At 40.2% G+C, this 15285-nt stretch carries 15 protein-coding genes; 11 read left to right on the plus strand and 4 right to left on the minus strand.

All coding sequences use genetic code 11. From position 1 onward, the window contains the following. Nucleotides 1-289: 289 nt before the first annotated feature. Nucleotides 290-1066, plus strand: coding sequence for a substrate-binding periplasmic protein (locus A3Q33_RS02660; RefSeq protein WP_196798038.1), 777 nt, complete (start codon nucleotides 290-292; stop codon nucleotides 1064-1066). Nucleotides 1067-1206: 140 nt separating this feature from the next. Here A3Q33_RS02660 and A3Q33_RS02665 read toward each other — a convergent pair whose 3' ends face one another. Next, nucleotides 1207-2544, minus strand: a complete 1338-nt coding sequence (locus A3Q33_RS02665; protein WP_081178598.1) for a M20 metallopeptidase family protein — start codon at nucleotides 2542-2544, stop codon at nucleotides 1207-1209. Nucleotides 2545-3087: 543 nt separating this feature from the next. On the opposite strand from A3Q33_RS02665, the gene A3Q33_RS02670 reads away from it, so the two are divergent. The 9 genes from A3Q33_RS02670 to A3Q33_RS02710 all read left to right on the plus strand — a co-directional run bounded on the left by A3Q33_RS02670 (nucleotide 3088) and on the right by A3Q33_RS02710 (nucleotide 12351). Further along, nucleotides 3088-3876 (plus strand): SDR family oxidoreductase, encoded by a 789-nt coding sequence (locus A3Q33_RS02670; RefSeq protein WP_081178600.1) that lies wholly within the window; start codon nucleotides 3088-3090, stop codon nucleotides 3874-3876. A 10-nt stretch (nucleotides 3877-3886) separates the two neighbouring features. Beyond that, entirely contained in the window at nucleotides 3887-5329 is a 1443-nt protein-coding gene (locus A3Q33_RS02675; RefSeq protein ID WP_081178602.1) for an aldehyde dehydrogenase, read from the plus strand. A 240-nt stretch (nucleotides 5330-5569) separates the two neighbouring features. Continuing rightward, nucleotides 5570-6001: a RidA family protein gene (locus tag A3Q33_RS02680; RefSeq protein ID WP_081178604.1), complete on the plus strand. Its 432-nt coding sequence runs from the start codon at nucleotides 5570-5572 to the stop codon at nucleotides 5999-6001. 12 nt (nucleotides 6002-6013) lie between these two features. Continuing rightward, nucleotides 6014-6607: a cupin domain-containing protein gene (locus A3Q33_RS02685; RefSeq protein ID WP_081178606.1), complete on the plus strand. Its 594-nt coding sequence runs from the start codon at nucleotides 6014-6016 to the stop codon at nucleotides 6605-6607. Between the two features lie 9 nt (nucleotides 6608-6616). Next, complete coding sequence (locus A3Q33_RS02690; protein WP_081178608.1) at nucleotides 6617-7627, plus strand: amidohydrolase family protein; 1011 nt, start codon at nucleotides 6617-6619, stop codon at nucleotides 7625-7627. 61 nt (nucleotides 7628-7688) lie between these two features. Then, the gene (locus tag A3Q33_RS02695) at nucleotides 7689-8534 is read left to right on the plus strand and encodes a cyclase family protein (RefSeq protein WP_081178610.1); all 846 of its coding nucleotides are present in this window, start codon (nucleotides 7689-7691) and stop codon (nucleotides 8532-8534) included. Between the two features lie 130 nt (nucleotides 8535-8664). Beyond that, nucleotides 8665-9981 (plus strand): kynureninase, encoded by a 1317-nt coding sequence (gene kynU, locus A3Q33_RS02700; RefSeq protein WP_081178612.1) that lies wholly within the window; start codon nucleotides 8665-8667, stop codon nucleotides 9979-9981. Continuing rightward, nucleotides 9981-11387, plus strand: coding sequence for an FAD-dependent oxidoreductase (locus A3Q33_RS02705; protein ID WP_081178613.1), 1407 nt, complete (start codon nucleotides 9981-9983; stop codon nucleotides 11385-11387). The genes kynU and A3Q33_RS02705 overlap by 1 nt, the downstream gene beginning before the upstream one ends. After that, nucleotides 11380-12351, plus strand: a complete 972-nt coding sequence (locus A3Q33_RS02710) for a tryptophan 2,3-dioxygenase (RefSeq protein ID WP_081178614.1) — start codon at nucleotides 11380-11382, stop codon at nucleotides 12349-12351. Before A3Q33_RS02705 ends, A3Q33_RS02710 begins: the two co-directional genes overlap by 8 nt. Before the next feature lie 83 nt (nucleotides 12352-12434). On the opposite strand, the gene A3Q33_RS02715 is transcribed toward A3Q33_RS02710, so the two are convergent. The 3 genes from A3Q33_RS02715 to A3Q33_RS02725 all read right to left on the minus strand — a co-directional run bounded on the left by A3Q33_RS02715 (nucleotide 12435) and on the right by A3Q33_RS02725 (nucleotide 14026). After that, on the minus strand, nucleotides 12435-12827 hold the full coding sequence (locus A3Q33_RS02715; protein ID WP_231295769.1) for an MGMT family protein: 393 nt from the start codon (nucleotides 12825-12827) through the stop codon (nucleotides 12435-12437). Next, nucleotides 12821-13486, minus strand: coding sequence for an SDR family oxidoreductase (locus tag A3Q33_RS02720; protein WP_081178615.1), 666 nt, complete (start codon nucleotides 13484-13486; stop codon nucleotides 12821-12823). The genes A3Q33_RS02715 and A3Q33_RS02720 overlap by 7 nt, the downstream gene beginning before the upstream one ends. Before the next feature lie 120 nt (nucleotides 13487-13606). After that, nucleotides 13607-14026: an HvfA family oxazolone/thioamide-modified RiPP metallophore gene (locus A3Q33_RS02725; protein ID WP_081178616.1), complete on the minus strand. Its 420-nt coding sequence runs from the start codon at nucleotides 14024-14026 to the stop codon at nucleotides 13607-13609. Nucleotides 14027-14189: 163 nt separating this feature from the next. Between A3Q33_RS02725 and A3Q33_RS02730 the strand changes: the two genes are divergently transcribed. Further along, nucleotides 14190-15143: a tRNA-dihydrouridine synthase gene (locus tag A3Q33_RS02730; RefSeq protein WP_081178617.1), complete on the plus strand. Its 954-nt coding sequence runs from the start codon at nucleotides 14190-14192 to the stop codon at nucleotides 15141-15143. Nucleotides 15144-15285: the final 142 nt, after the last annotated feature.

Genomic DNA, 15285 nt, shown 5'->3' on the forward strand with positions numbered 1-15285 from the left:
AGTAGAACAATGCAGGAGCAATTGTCGAGTAATAGCGGGCGTGTGTGATTGAAAAAAACGCAGTTATTGACGATTTAAACCGCCTTAAAATGATCGATTATTTATTTCAATTGGTATAAATTAATATTGATAAAATAGCTAGCCACTCACCATTTGTGTTTTTTAAGTAAATTTAAAGCTTTCAAAAACAAACTAATACCTTCAAATCAAACTATTTTCTAAGAGATAATCCATAATAATCTAATTTGGTATACAATTATTAAAAGCGATAATACAAAAGGATTTGTTCTTGGGCATCACAGTTAAAAATAAGCTAAAGTTAGGACTGCTGTTATTTGTAGTTTTATTTTCTCGCAGCGCTATTTCCGCGAGTATCAATATTGTTACTGAACATCTGGCACCATTCCAAATTGTTAAAGATAATGCAATCAGTGGGCTTTCAACTCAAATTATCGAGGCAACATTAAAGGAAGCAAACATTGCTTATCAAATAGATGCTCTCCCTTGGTCGCTATCTTATAATCTTGCGTTAAAAGAAGAAAACACCTGTATATACTCAATAGTGCGAATTCCACAACGAGATGCGCTTTTTCAATGGGTAGGACACATCGCAACCAGTTCAACTTCATTCTACTCTTTAAGAAATAATCCTATCAAACTCAGTTCTTTAGAACAGGCAAAAGATTATAAAGTTGCGGTTATAAAAGATGATATTGCGCACCATTATCTGCTATCGAAAGGCTTTATTGAAAACAAAAACATCTATGTTATGGATAATAATGAAGCGTTACTCAAGTTACTTGAAGTCCCTAGTCGTCAAATTGATTTAATCGTAATTAATGACGATTTACTCACTAACAGAGTAAATAATGCTATTGAATCATCTAAATATAAAAATGTGCATACCTTTGATAATTTCAAATTTGAGTTTTATTTTGCCTGCAGTTTGAAAACAGATAAATCAATTATTCAATCGCTTAGCAAAGCCATGGATAAATTAGAAAAAGAGGGTGTTTTTGCTAGCATAAAAAGAAAGTGGCAACACAGGATGGGTAATATAATCTAAGTAATATGCTGAATAATGGCCTGCTGCAACCATTCATCAGCAGAAATGTTAATCAAACTAGCCTATTAAAAAATCAGAACAAGCAGAGCGCTTCTAAGCAATGCTTGTTCAATATTCTTTGCTAATATTCTTTGCTAATATTACTTCGCCATTATATCAAGCAGTGCATGCACAGTCGCTTCAACACCTGATTTAACCGCTGCATCGGGCTCTATTTTAAATTGTGGACTGTGATGACTCCCCACTTGTGGACCACCGGCAGCTGCGCGTTCAATATCAGCTTTTGCGGTGCCACCCACTTTAAAGTAAACACTAGGAATATAAGGCTTAGTTGTAAAGAAACCAAAATCTTCTGCCCCCATCCCCTCTTCCGTAGGCGATATTAGTGCATCAGCGCCCATCTTTTCACTCAGTACACCTTTCAAGTGTTTAGCAAGTTTTTGATCGTTAAAAGTCGGTGGAAATGAAAAATCATTAACAACTACTTCAGGTAATTTATCTTCAGGCACACCGGCTGTACGTGCAGTTCCAATGGCAATGCGCTTAATTGCTGATAACAATTGTTCACGTACTTCTGGTGTTAAACTGCGAACCGTTAACTGTAGTTTGGCTTCATCCGAAATAATATTATGCTTAGTGCCGGCATGAAATGCCCCCACCGTGATAACACCTGCATGCCTAGGGGCTAATTCACGACTAATAATAGTTTGCAGGTTATTAATAATTTGGGCGCCAATGACAATCGGGTCTTTACCTTGATGCGGATAGGCACCATGCGCGCCAATACCATGTACTGTTATATCAACGGTATCTGCTCCTGCATAAGGAGAGCCTTCATCAATAATGACTTTACCCGCCTCGGTATTGGCAATAACATGAAAGGCTAAAGCATAATCCGGTTGACCAAAACGCTGCCATAAATTATCTGCCATCATTGCTGAGGCACCAGGGCCTTTTTCTTCTGCTGGTTGGCCTATCAACATTAAAGTTCCAGACCATTGATTTTTATGCTCTGCCATATAGCGGGCAGTCCCTACTAAACCGGTTATATGAACATCGTGACCACAAGCGTGCATAACGCCAACTAATTCACCGTTCCAATCTTTCATTTTTACCGTTGATGCGTTAGCTAAACCTGATTCTTCAACGACTGGCAATCCGTCCATGTCAGCTCGAACCATAACCATTGGACCTTCGCCATTTTTCATCATAGCGACAATACCCGTTCCGCCGACACCTTGCGTAACTTCATAGCCAACTGAACTCAACTCTTGAGCTAAACGTTTAGCTGTTTTAGTTTCCATTAATGACAATTCAGGATTACGGTGAAAATGATCCCATAGCGGAGCTAAGTGCTGTTTATAATCTTTAGCAATATAGTCTGCAGTATTCTGCTCAAATGCTAAAACATTACTCGCAGTAAAAGACGAGGCGGTCAGTGCTGATGCAATTAAGATAGATAGTACTTTACGGTTCATTTTGGCTCCCTGTGTGATTCAATTAACGTTCGGTTTTTATAACAACTAGCTTTGAAGTTCATCATTACAGCTAACGGTTAGTCTAGTGATTAACTTTACCTAGGCTGATTAGTAAAGTCTTGTTGTTTTCGTTAATCTGCAGACATTCAGCGACCGGCACCTTAATTTAGTTCAAATACTGACCGTATAGTTGCTTGTAATTAAAGCTATTGTTAACCGCACAAAGCTCAGCCATATCGTTTATTCAACGCACATTTCGATTAATGAACATACTAATTAGTAACTCATTTGCTTACTTCTTGATTTATGAATCTCGGGGATAAGATTTTTTTAACAACAAATAGCGCTTATTTAAGCTGCGGAAATTTAACCTGACACAAGCGACAATAGTTTGCACAATTATTGTCGAGGTTTTACTGACATTAAATATTTTATTGTGCTAAAAAAGTGCTTATAAAAGAATGGTTGTTGAAATTTACACGTTATACTTTTAACGTTTTCTCGATACATTCGATAATAAAAAATACAACATTAAGGTCAAAAATGGATATTAACTTAGCATCAAAAAAAGCGTTAGTGTGTGGTAGTAGCCAAGGTATTGGGCGAGCTTGCGCAATAGAACTTGCTAACTTAGGCGCCAGCGTCACCCTATTTTCACGTAATCCTGAAAGGCTTGAAGCGGTTAAAAATGAGCTTAATTGTTCACAAGGGCAAAAGCATCAGGTGCTTATTGCCGACTTTTCCCAGCCGGAACAAGTTAATAAAGTTATTCTCGCTGATGTGGCTGCCAATGGCGGTTTTGATATTCTGATTAATAATACCGGTGGCCCAGCCCCCGGACCGGCAAGTACCACTGATGCTAGTGCCTTTATTGACGCTTTTAATTTGCATCTCGTGACCAATCATCACTTAGTACAAGCGCTTATACCTGCCATGAAAGAAAAACAATATGGCCGTATCATCAATGTTATTTCTACCTCAGTAAAACAACCTATTCCTGGCTTGGGTGTTTCAAACACTATTCGAGGCGCAGTTGCTAGTTGGTCTAAAACATTGGCCAATGAACTCGGTCCTTTCGGTATAACCGTGAACAATGTTTTACCCGGTGCTACTGCAACAGCGCGCTTAGACGCAATTATTGCCGGTAAGGCGCAAAAACAGAATATCTCTATTGAACAGGCCACTACCAACGAAAAAGCACAAATACCTATGCGTCGTTTCGCAGCACCGGAAGAGTTTGCTGCTGCCGCCGCATTTTTAGCTTCGCCGGCTGCAGGCTATATTACTGGCATTAACTTACCTGTTGATGGCGGTCGAACTAGCTGTCTTTAGGGAGTAATTAATGGATATTATTGCAAACTTTATTGACGGCCAATACCAAGCGCCATGCCAACAGCAATATCTAGATAATATTGAGCCTGCAACCGGTAAGGTTTATGGTCAAATTCCTGATAGTGGCGATGAAGATGTTGAATTAGCTGTCGCCGCCGCGAAAAAAGCCTTACCTGCTTGGCGTGCCTTACCACTGGAAGAACGTGCAGACTATTTAACTGCCATTGCACAGGAAATTGAGCAACGTATAGAAGAGCTTGCTCTGGCTGAAGCAATTGACAACGGTAAACCGGTTAGCCTTGCGCGTAGCGTTGATATACCTCGCGCCGCAAGTAATTTTAAATTTTTTGCTCATGCTTGTTCACAGTTTGCAAGCGAGTCTCACGCTATGGCAGGCAATGCCATTAACTATACGTTGCGACAACCGGTTGGCGTGGTTGGCTGTATTTCACCGTGGAATTTACCGCTTTATTTATTTACTTGGAAAATAGCGCCTGCGTTAGCGGCGGGTAATTGCGTTATTGCTAAACCTTCAGAAATAACCCCAAAAACCGCTGCTATGCTCGGCGAAATATGCCAAAAAGTTGGTTTACCTCGCGGCGTATTAAATATTTTGCATGGTACTGGCGCAACTGTCGGGCAGGCTATTTGCGAGCACGACGACGTAAAAGCGATTTCATTTACTGGCGGCACCGCCACTGGCGCTGCTATAGCACAACTTTTAGCGCCAAAATTTAAAAAATTGTCGCTCGAACTCGGCGGTAAAAACCCAGCATTAATTTTTGCTGACTGTGATTTTGATACTACTGTCGAACAAGTCTTTCGCGCCAGCTTTGCCAATCAAGGGCAAATTTGTTTATGCGCATCACGGCTCTATATCGAACGCCCTATTTATGAAAAATTTGAACAGGCCTTAGTTGCTAAAGCGCAAGCGTTACAACCTATTGATCCACTACTAGATACCAGTGAAATGGGCGCTATTGTTTCTAGTTCACATTTACAAAAAATACTGAGCTATATTGAAGATGCTAAAGCTCAAGGCGGTAAAATTTTAATCGGTGGTGAGCAAGTTAAGCTTAGCGGACGTTGCCAAGAAGGATACTTCTTACAAGCAACGATTATTGAAGGTTTAGCAAATGATGCTCGTTGTAATCAAGAAGAGATTTTTGGCCCAGTGATCACCATTCAACCTTTTGACACTGACCATGAAGCCTTAGCACTAGCAAATGACAGTAATTACGGATTAGCCGCGACTGTTTGGACGAATCATTTAGGCCGAGCGCATTTCCTAGCCGAAAATATAAATACCGGAATTGTTTGGATAAACTGTTGGCTACTAAGAGATTTACGCACACCCTTTGGCGGCATGAATCATTCTGGCCTCGGCCGAGAAGGTGGCGATGAAGCCATGCGCTTCTTTACCGAAAGCAAAAATGTCTGCGTGAAGTATTAATATGAGCCAAACATGTTGTAAATTTAAATCATCAGGAGCGATATTTGCTAGTGTGTTAGGCTGCAAATGGACCTTGATCTGATTTGATCCAACCCTGCCCTATTTTTAAACTCGGCTACCATTATAAGAGTCGGGTAAATATCAGTAATAATTCTTCTGTTGGTAATTTTCCGATATTGCGCGGAAAAAATTGCCTAAACAGTTAAAAGTAATACTAAAAATCAGTAAATGGACAAAACAATGTCAACAATATTTAATTCTGCACAAGCACCAAAACCCGTAGGTTTATATCCACATGCACGCCAAGTAGGTAATTTATTATTTTTATCTGGTGTTGGGCCTCGCCAAGCTGGCAGCTCAGATATCCCCGGAGTCGTACTCGACGAACATGGTGAAATCATCAGTTACGATATTGAAGCCCAATGCCATAGTGTTTTTCAAAATGTTAGTACAATATTAGCCTCAGCAGGTGCTGATTGGATGGACTTAGTGGATGTTACCGTTTTTCTGACCAATATGAAGGATGATTTTGCTATCTACAATCGTATTTACGCCGAGTATTTTTCAGAAAACCTACCTTGTCGTACCACAGTCGAAATTAATAAATTACCCACGCCGATTGCCATCGAATTAAAGTGCATTGCGGCACTCCCCGTTACTTCGCATAAGTAAGGAGTATAAATTATGGCTAAATTTTCTTTGCCTTTTAACCTGCAACAATGGATTGATGATCATCGAGAGCAGCTCAAGCCGCCAGTATGTAACAAGCAAATATTTGAGCAAGACGATTATATTGTCATGGTGGTTGGCGGGCCGAATAATCGCAGCGATTTTCATTATAACGAAACTCCCGAGCTTTTTTACCAACTTGAAGGCGAAATGGTACTGCGTGTTGTTAATGAAGATGCTGATGATACTCATAGTACTCAAAAGAGCTATACACAGCTAAATGAAGAAATTGAACAGTCGCCAAATAAAGCCTTTGAAATTACTGATATTTCAATTAAAGCTGGGGAAATATTTTTGCTGCCGCCTAAGGTATTACATTCACCGCAACGTTTTGAACACAGCGTTGGCCTAGTGGTTGAGCAAAAAAGAGCACAAGGCCAGCAAGATGCGCTTTTTTGGTTTTGCGAAGGTTGTAAAGCCCCTTTATACAATGAACAGTTTACCTTAGACAATATAGAAACCGATTTACCCAAAGTGTTCAGTAACTTTTATGATAATAGCCAAAACTGCCAATGTAAAAAGTGCGGTCACAGCGCCAAAAAGTCATAAGGAGGCAAGATGTTAAAAATAGATATTCATACCCATATTCTTCCAAAAACCTGGCCTAACTTACGCGAAAAGTATGGTTATGGCGGTTTTGTTAGCTTAGATCATCATAAATGTGGTTGTGCTCGCATGATGGTGGACGAGAAGTTTTTCCGCGAAATAGATCATAACTGCTGGGATCCAAAAGTTCGCTTAAAAGACTGCGAACAGCACAAAGTTGATGTACAAGTGCTCTCTACAGTCCCGGTAATGTTTAATTACTGGGCAAAACCTCGCGACACTTTAGATTTATCTAAATATTTAAATGATCATATTGCGGGTATTGTGAACGATCATCCGAAACGTTTTATTGGCCTTGGCACTTTACCAATGCAAGCCCCTGACTTAGCGATAAAAGAGTTAGAACGTTGTGTAAACGACATCGGCTTAGCGGGCGTTCAAATAGGCTCGCATATTAATGATTGGAACTTAGATCATGAACAGCTCTTTCCTATATTCGAAGCCGCACAAGATTTAGGGGCGGCGGTATTTGTTCATCCTTGGGACATGATGGCGAAAGAAAAAATGCCAAAATACTGGTTACCTTGGTTAGTGGGAATGCCAGCAGAGTCTAGCTTAGCTATTTGTTCGATGATTTTTGGTGGTGTACTGCAACGTTTACCGAAACTTAAAATTGCCTTTGCTCATGGTGGTGGTTCATTTCCCGCCACTATTGGCCGTATTGAGCACGGTTTTAATGTTCGTCCTGATCTTTGTGCGGTTGATTGCCCGGTAAATCCGCGTGATTTTCTTAAACAAATTTATTTAGATTCATTAGTGCATGACCCATTAGCTTTAAAATATTTGGTTGATTTGATGGGCCCAGACAATATTGCCCTAGGCACAGATTACCCCTTTCCTTTAGGTGAACTTAGCCCTGGTAAGTTGATTGAGGAAAGCCACTTTAGCGATGACATTAAAGCTAAGTTATTACATGGCAGTGCGCTCAATTGGCTAGGTTTAACTAAGGAGCAGTTTTTATGATGATCCTTACTGCACCAACCTTAAATAAGCCAAGTATTTTAAACATTGTTAGGAGTGAGCAATGAAAGTAGCCATAACGCTGGGAGACAAACACTATAACGTTAATACCGATTTTGGCCATTCTTTAGCTATCGCTTTAGACTTTCAACAAAGTGACAATCAACCCAATCACTTTGGTGCAACGCCCGCCATGGCAAAGCCGATGCAAGTTAGTGGCTTTATGGGGGATACAGAACAAGGTGGCAGCTGCAATGTTAACGAATTAAGCTTTAATCCCCATTGTAACGGCACCCATACCGAAACTATTCGTCATATATGCGATGCCGATAACACCTTAGCACTTAGTATTTCAGCGCTTGAATTACCGCCCTTAATACCATGCCCATTGATTTCAATTACCCCGATAAACGCTAGCGATACGAACGACGATTATACGCCTAGTTTTGAAGTAAATGATCGGGTGATTACGCGCGCGCAACTCGAACAGCTACTCACGCCTTATCATGATCAACAATTACAGAGTTTAGCGGTTAGAACACTGCCCAATACCGCTGATAAATGTCAGGCCAACTATAATGAAACTAACCAACCAGCCTTTTTCAGCCGAGATGCAGTGCTTTATCTCAAAGAGCGTGGTGTTGAACACCTTATTCTAGATCTGCCATCACTTGACCGACTCAACGATGATGGACTGCTGACTTGTCATCATTTATTTTGGCAAGTTATGGAGGGAGCGCATCAGCCGAGTCCAAATAGTTTAATCAATAAAACCATTACTGAAATGGCTTATATCGACAACACAATAACCGATGGTTTCTATTTTCTGAATTTACAAACGCCAGCTTTTATTAACGATGCGGCGCCAAGTCGCCCGATGTTATATCAAGCAGAGCTTTTAGATTGCTAAACAGCACTGACATCACTGAAATAGCGAATCAAATAAGCACAACTGAGCTTATAAATAGCACTTATTAACAGTGTTTATAAAAATTACTTATAAATAAAGCGATTCAATAATAATTAAAAACGAGTACATCATGAGCAACAAAAGCAATGAGAGTAATAACGAATCAACGACTGAAGCGAATATAAATTCTTTAGCTTACGCACAAAACTTAGATCGTAACGATCCCCTCAAAGCAATGCGTGAGCAATTCTCCATTCCTAAGCAGTCAGATGGTTCTGACGAATATTACTTCACCGGAAATTCACTAGGACTTCAACCTAAATTAGCTCGCGCCGCTGTAATAGAGTTACTTGATTCGTGGCAAGCACGGGGCGTTAAAGGCCATTTCGAAGGGGATTTCCCTTGGCTGCCTTATCATGAATTCTTAACTGAACAAGCCGCAGAAATTGTCGGTGCATTGCCAAAAGAAGTGGTGATGATGAACTCACTTACCGCTAATTTACATTTTATGATGGCGAGCTTTTATCAACCTACTCAGCAGCGTTCAAAGATCTTAATCGAAGATCATGCCTTTCCATCTGATCATTATGCGGTTGAGTCACAGCTCAAACATCACAGTAAAAATGTCGATGACAACTTACTACTATGGACACCAAGAGATGGTGAAGAGTTATTAAATTATCAAGATCTTTGGCAGTTAATCGAACAACATGGCGATGAAATAGCGCTAATTTTACTCCCTGGCGTGCAATATTACACCGGCCAAGTATTAGATATGCAGCGCATTACCGAAGTCGCCCATGCCAGAGGTATTAAAGTCGGTTTCGACCTTGCACATGCTGCGGGTAACATTGAATTATCTTTACATAAGTGGCAAGTCGACTTTGCTTGTTGGTGTAGTTATAAATATCTTAACAGCGGTGCTGGTTCAGTAGCAGGTTGTTTTGTCCATCAAAGACACGTAGAAAATACCGAACTTAACCGTCTTGCCGGTTGGTGGGGGCATGACAAGTCTAGTCGCTTTAAAATGGAAAATACTTTTAAACCGATCCCAACTGCCGAGGGCTGGCAATTATCGAACCCACCCGTACTGTCGCTTGCTGCTGTTCGTGGCTCTTTCGATACCATTGAGCTTGCCGGTGGTATGCCTGCCCTGCGCAAGAAATCGTTGTTATTAACTCACTATATGATGACATTAATAAGCGCTGAGCTAGGCGAAAAAATTCGTATTATCACGCCACAAAACCCGACAGAGCGCGGCTGTCAATTGTCGCTCATGATTAATGTGCCGGGTCTTGATGGCAAAGCTATGTTTACTGCGTTAGAAAATAATGGTGTTACTACCGATTGGCGTGAGCCTAATGTTATTCGTGTAGCGCCAGTGCCTTTATACAATAGTTTTCAAGATGTTTATCATTTTGTCAGAATATTAAAGGAGTGTATTTAATGTCAGCAAGCGAAAAAATAACTATTGCCGGTGCTGGTCCCGTTGGTACCTTACTTGCGGTGATATTAGCTCGCCAAGGCCATCCCGTTAAACTGTTTGAGTCGCGACCTGACTCACGCAGCCATAATATTTATCAAGGAAAGTCGATCAACATTGCCCTTTCAGATAGGGGTTGGCTAGCGTTAAAGTCGGTTGGAATTGAAGCAGAGGTCAAACAGCATGCCATAGCGATGAAAAAGCGTGTAATGCATGCTATTGACGGTACGATAACCGAGCAAGCTTATGGCCAAGAAGGACAAGCTATTTGGTCAGTTTCGCGCTCAGGTATTAATGAACAACTACTTGAATTGGCGGAACAAGAATCCTTAATCGATATTAAGTTTGAACAACGCCTAATTGACGTAGATTTTAGCAATGCCAGCGCCAGTTTTAGCCATGAACATAAGATTAAAAAAGTATCAGCAGATATTTTATTTGGCGCAGATGGCGCGTATTCCAAGGTGCGACGATTAGCACAAGAAACGCCACGTTTTAGTTATAGCCAGTCATATATGCCGCAAAGTTATATTGAATTGCACATTCCAGCTAACAAAGATGGCTCATTTAAAATGGCCAAAGATGCCTTACATATTTGGCCACGTAAAACATTTATGCTCATTGCTTTACCGAACCCCGACGGTTCGTTCACTTGCACTTTATTTTTAGACTATCAAGGTGAGATTTCATTTTTGTCATTAACTAAACGTGCTGACGTAACTCAATTTTTTGAAGAAAACTTTGCCGATGCCATGCCTTTACTGGACAACCCAATAGATGAGTTTCTGGATAAAACTGCCAACCCGTTATTTTTGCTTAAAGTTGACCCTTGGGTGATTAACGAAAAAGTCGCCTTAATTGGTGATGCGGCGCATGCTATGGTGCCGTTTTATGGTCAAGGCATGAACTGCGGCTTTGAAGATTGTCGTGTTTTAGATGAATTAATTACAGAACATCAACAAGACTGGTCAAAAATATTTCCGGCCTATCAAACAGCGAGAAAGATCAATGCCGATGCCATTACTGAATTAGCCCAACGTAATTTTGTCGAAATGAGTGAACTCGCTGGACAGGCAAGTTTTTTATTACAAAAGAAAATTGAAGCAGAGTTTCATCAGCGCCATCCAACACTTTGGACACCACTCTATTCTATGGTGACTTTTTCACCTTTACTGCCTTATGCTCAAGCCCTAGCTATTGGCGATATTCAACAAGAGATTATGCAGAAGATCATGCAAATCCCTGATATTGAAAACTGCTGGCAAGCCGACTTTGTTTATGAAAAATTACAGCAATTAGCGCAAGCGGCGTTTGGCTCTAATAAAAACTTAACAACTGAGACAAACTCGGGAGAGCAAGGTAATGACTAAAGCTAACTCAAACTCAAACTCAAATACAAATACAAACACGGCTAACTCAAAGCACACTGAAACAAAAAATAAAGCCAACCGCGAGAGCAAGGCGACGGGTTGCCCTTTTCATCAGCAAGCTAGCGAGGTTGATGATAATTCTCGTCCGCTAGAAGACGGTATTCATCAAGGCCTTGATAATGAAATGTCATACGGTGATTACTTACAACTAGAAAGCGTGCTGTCGGCGCAAAAACCGTTAAGCGGTGAACACGACGAAATGCTTTTTATCATTATTCATCAAACCAGTGAATTATGGTTAAAGCTTGCGGGTCATGAACTGCAAAGTGCCATTGATTATATAAAAGCTGAAAACTTTGGCCCCGCTTTTAAAGTTATTGCGCGAGTAAAGCAGATATTTATGCAACTGACGCAGTCTTGGAATATTTTATCGACCTTAACGCCAAGCGATTATTTAAAGTTTCGTGATGACTTAGGTCGCTCATCAGGCATTCAATCTTGTGGATATCGTAAATTAGAATTTTTACTGGGCAATAAAAACGCCGATATGCTGAAAATTCATCAAACAGGCAGCACGGCATATCAAGAGCTAGATAAACTGTTAAACAAAAATAGCCTCTACGATGAAGTGATTATAGCGTTAGAAAAAGCTGGATTTGATATTGATAAAACCATCAGTCAACGCGATATTACTTTGCCCTATCAACGTAACGACAGCGTATTAGCGGCATGGCTTAATGTCTATCAACAGCCCGAAACCTATTTTGAACTTTATGAATTAGCAGAAAAATTGGTTGATATTGAAGATGCCTTTCAACAGTGGCGTTTCAAGCATATGTATACTGTGCAGCGAATTATTGGTTATAAAAAAGGCACAGGCGGATCATCAGGCGTTGGATTCTTGAAAAAGGCACTCGATGTAAGCTTTTTCCCTGAGTTGTTTGAAGTCAGAACGCATTTATAAAAATATCAAACGAGCGCCGAACGGCCACTTGGCTTAGTTTGGCGCATTTGACGCATTTGACGCATTTGGCGAGAATAAAAACATTAACCTTCCAAAACAAATAACAATTCAGCTAAGTCAGGTTGCCATTGAAAGGTTGTTAATTTTATACGTGCACCAATAACCACAACTTGTTCATCTTGCAGTAAGTCTCGTTGTTGATCAAAATGCTCGCTGCCCGGTGCAAATGAAATTTTTCCTTGTGAGTTAACCACCCGATACCAGGGCACCTTTTTCCCACGCCAACCATTTTTAGGCACCGCACCTAACGCTTTCCCTACTAGCCGAGCACGCCCAGGCAAGCCAGCTAAATCAGCAATTTGACCATAGCAGGCGACTTTACCCAAAGGGATCGCCTGAACAGCTTGCCATATTTTTATATGTTTACTATTAATTGGCTTGGTGTATTCAGATGCTATATTGGTTTTATTTACCAAGGAAGCACACTACCATTGGAATGTTTAAACACCCCACTTTCAGCCATGGTGAGTTGGTTAATTAATCCCACCAATTTTTTAGCTGAGTCACTGGCGCTGATATCGCCACCATAATTCACCATTTCGGTTTGCACATAGCCAGGATGATATATACCAACAGCAACATGGTTACTAGCAAGATCATGACTCAACGACATGGCTGCTGCATTTAATGCTGCCTTCGACATTCTGTAACCATAACGCCCGCCTGAACCATTATCGCTAATAGAGCCCATTCTGGACGTGATAAGCGCTATTTTTGCACCTTGGTTCAGTTGTTTTTGCAGGCTAGCAACTACTCTTAGCGGTGCTAGCGCATTAACTTCAAACTGTTCGCGCATGGTATCTAAGTTAAGTTGAACTAGGCTTTCATCACGTAAAATACCGGCATTACACACCAGTACATCAATATCGACAGACCCTAATGCTGACACCATATTAGCGATACCAAGATCACTTGCTACATCGATATCTTCAATAATATTAACCGCAAGGCTTTCTAGCTCAGTAGACGATTTTCGACACAGCGCATAAACATTATCTCCTTGCGCTTTAAAATGCTTGCACATAGCTAACCCTATGCCACGATTGGCGCCGGTAATAACAATATTGTTGCTCATTTATCTTTCCTTAATTTTTAGAGTGTAAATAATTATTCAGCATTAAAACTAAAAAACCACTTCAAGTGAAGTGGTTTTTATATGCTATCAAACGATAAGCTTAACTACTAAGCGTTAGACTTATTCGCCACACTTGCCTTCTTTAGCTTTTGCGGCTTTACCTTCACCACATTTGCCTTCGCCACATTTACCTTTGGCTTTATCTTTCATTTTACCTTCGCCACATTTACCTTTGGCTTCGTGCTTCATTTTACCTTCACCACATTTGCCTTCGCCGCATTTACCTTTGGCTTTGTCTTTCATTTTTCCTTCGCCGCACTTGCCTTCACCGCATTTGCCTTTGGCTTTGTCTTTCATTTTTCCTTCACCACATTTGCCTTCGCCACACTTGCCTTTTTCGTGATCGTCAGCAGACACTATGGTCATTACATCTTGGACAGCAAATGGGTTAGTTTCTGCTTTTACTGGCATTGTTGCCGCCACCGTTAATGCAAACAAGCCTAATAAGGCCGCAATTGAAGATTTTTTGATTAATTTCATACTGTTTTCCTTTTGTTTTATCAATTAGACACTACATCTATACGTATAGCTACTTACAAAGACCACACACAATGAAAATAAATTTCAAGCGCTGTAAATTTTTTTCAATTAATTTTAATAACTGTTCTGTTTTTACAACACAATTGAGCCTAGCTTTATCTCCATGAAACCACAAGCAAAAAAAATAATCTTAGCCCCTATGGAAGGTGTGGCTGATGAACTAATGAGGCATTTATTAACATCGTTAAACAATTATGACTTTTGTGTAACGGAATTTGTTCGCGTTGTTGATGCTTTATTTCCAAAGCATGTATTTAGAAAAATTTGTCCAGAATTAGACCATGGTTGTAGGACTCAAAGCGGCACCCCTTTAAGAATGCAGTTACTGGGCCAAGAACCTGATTGGATGGCTGAAAATGCAGTCAGAGCACTCGCTATGGGCTCACATGGTATTGACGTTAATTTTGGCTGCCCTGCTAAGGCGGTGAACGAAAGCAAAGGCGGCGCTGTATTACTAAATGAGCCTGAAAAAATACATCAAATAATGGCTAAAATGAGGAATGCTATTGGTACAGACGCAATCTTGTCTGCAAAAATAAGACTTGGATTTACTGATGCCTCAAAATTAGATGAAATTGTTAGTGCGGTGCAATCTGCCAATGTTAATCAATTAACTATTCATGCCAGAACAAAACAAGATGGCTATCGCCCTCCTGCTTATTGGCACTTTATTGCCGAAGTTAGAAAGAAATATGATATTGAGATTTTTGCTAACGGTGAAATTTGGAATAAAAATGACGCCGAAAACTGTATAAGTCAAAGCCAAACGCCTAATTTAATGCTTGGCCGTGGTGCACTAGCTTTGCCAAATTTAGCAAATGTGATTAAGTTTGATGAAGCCCCCATGCCTTGGTCTGAACTTAGCAACATATTAATACGCTACAGTGAATTAGAGTTACAAGGTGATAAAAGTTTTTATTTTTCAAGTCGTTTAAAACAATGGCTGCGCTATTTGAAACTACAATATCCGCAAGCAGAAAATTTATTTAATGCGATAAAACTGTTAAAAAATAAAGATGAAATTCTTCATCAAATAGATCTTGCGGCATCGACATAACGATATAAACCGCGCCTGATATCCTTATTAACATTCTGTCCAATTTTGAGAAAATAATTATTAGACTAACGCTGATTTTTACCAGGCAACAAGGTAAGATAATTGTTATTAAAGACAATTAATTTACCTTAAATAAGAAGTA

Source organism: Colwellia sp. PAMC 21821, assembly GCF_002077175.1.
In the GTDB taxonomy this organism is placed as follows: Bacteria; Pseudomonadota; Gammaproteobacteria; order Enterobacterales; family Alteromonadaceae; genus Cognaticolwellia.

What these genes read in the sequence shown, in the direction of transcription:
- kynU (WP_081178612.1), top strand. Translation starts at nt 8,665, where the DNA reads ATGAGCAACAAAAGCAATGAGAGTAATAACGAATCAACGACTGAAGCG.
- A3Q33_RS02730 (WP_081178617.1), top strand. Translation starts at nt 14,190, where the DNA reads ATGAAACCACAAGCAAAAAAAATAATCTTAGCCCCTATGGAAGGTGTG.
- A3Q33_RS02680 (WP_081178604.1), top strand. Translation starts at nt 5,570, where the DNA reads ATGTCAACAATATTTAATTCTGCACAAGCACCAAAACCCGTAGGTTTA.
- A3Q33_RS02705 (WP_081178613.1), top strand. Translation starts at nt 9,981, where the DNA reads ATGTCAGCAAGCGAAAAAATAACTATTGCCGGTGCTGGTCCCGTTGGT.
- A3Q33_RS02690 (WP_081178608.1), top strand. Translation starts at nt 6,617, where the DNA reads ATGTTAAAAATAGATATTCATACCCATATTCTTCCAAAAACCTGGCCT.
- A3Q33_RS02670 (WP_081178600.1), top strand. Translation starts at nt 3,088, where the DNA reads ATGGATATTAACTTAGCATCAAAAAAAGCGTTAGTGTGTGGTAGTAGC.
- A3Q33_RS02725 (WP_081178616.1), bottom strand. Translation starts at nt 14,026, where the DNA reads ATGAAATTAATCAAAAAATCTTCAATTGCGGCCTTATTAGGCTTGTTT.
- A3Q33_RS02675 (WP_081178602.1), top strand. Translation starts at nt 3,887, where the DNA reads ATGGATATTATTGCAAACTTTATTGACGGCCAATACCAAGCGCCATGC.
- A3Q33_RS02720 (WP_081178615.1), bottom strand. Translation starts at nt 13,486, where the DNA reads ATGAGCAACAATATTGTTATTACCGGCGCCAATCGTGGCATAGGGTTA.
- A3Q33_RS02665 (WP_081178598.1), bottom strand. Translation starts at nt 2,544, where the DNA reads ATGAACCGTAAAGTACTATCTATCTTAATTGCATCAGCACTGACCGCC.
- A3Q33_RS02695 (WP_081178610.1), top strand. Translation starts at nt 7,689, where the DNA reads ATGAAAGTAGCCATAACGCTGGGAGACAAACACTATAACGTTAATACC.
- A3Q33_RS02685 (WP_081178606.1), top strand. Translation starts at nt 6,014, where the DNA reads ATGGCTAAATTTTCTTTGCCTTTTAACCTGCAACAATGGATTGATGAT.
- A3Q33_RS02710 (WP_081178614.1), top strand. Translation starts at nt 11,380, where the DNA reads ATGACTAAAGCTAACTCAAACTCAAACTCAAATACAAATACAAACACG.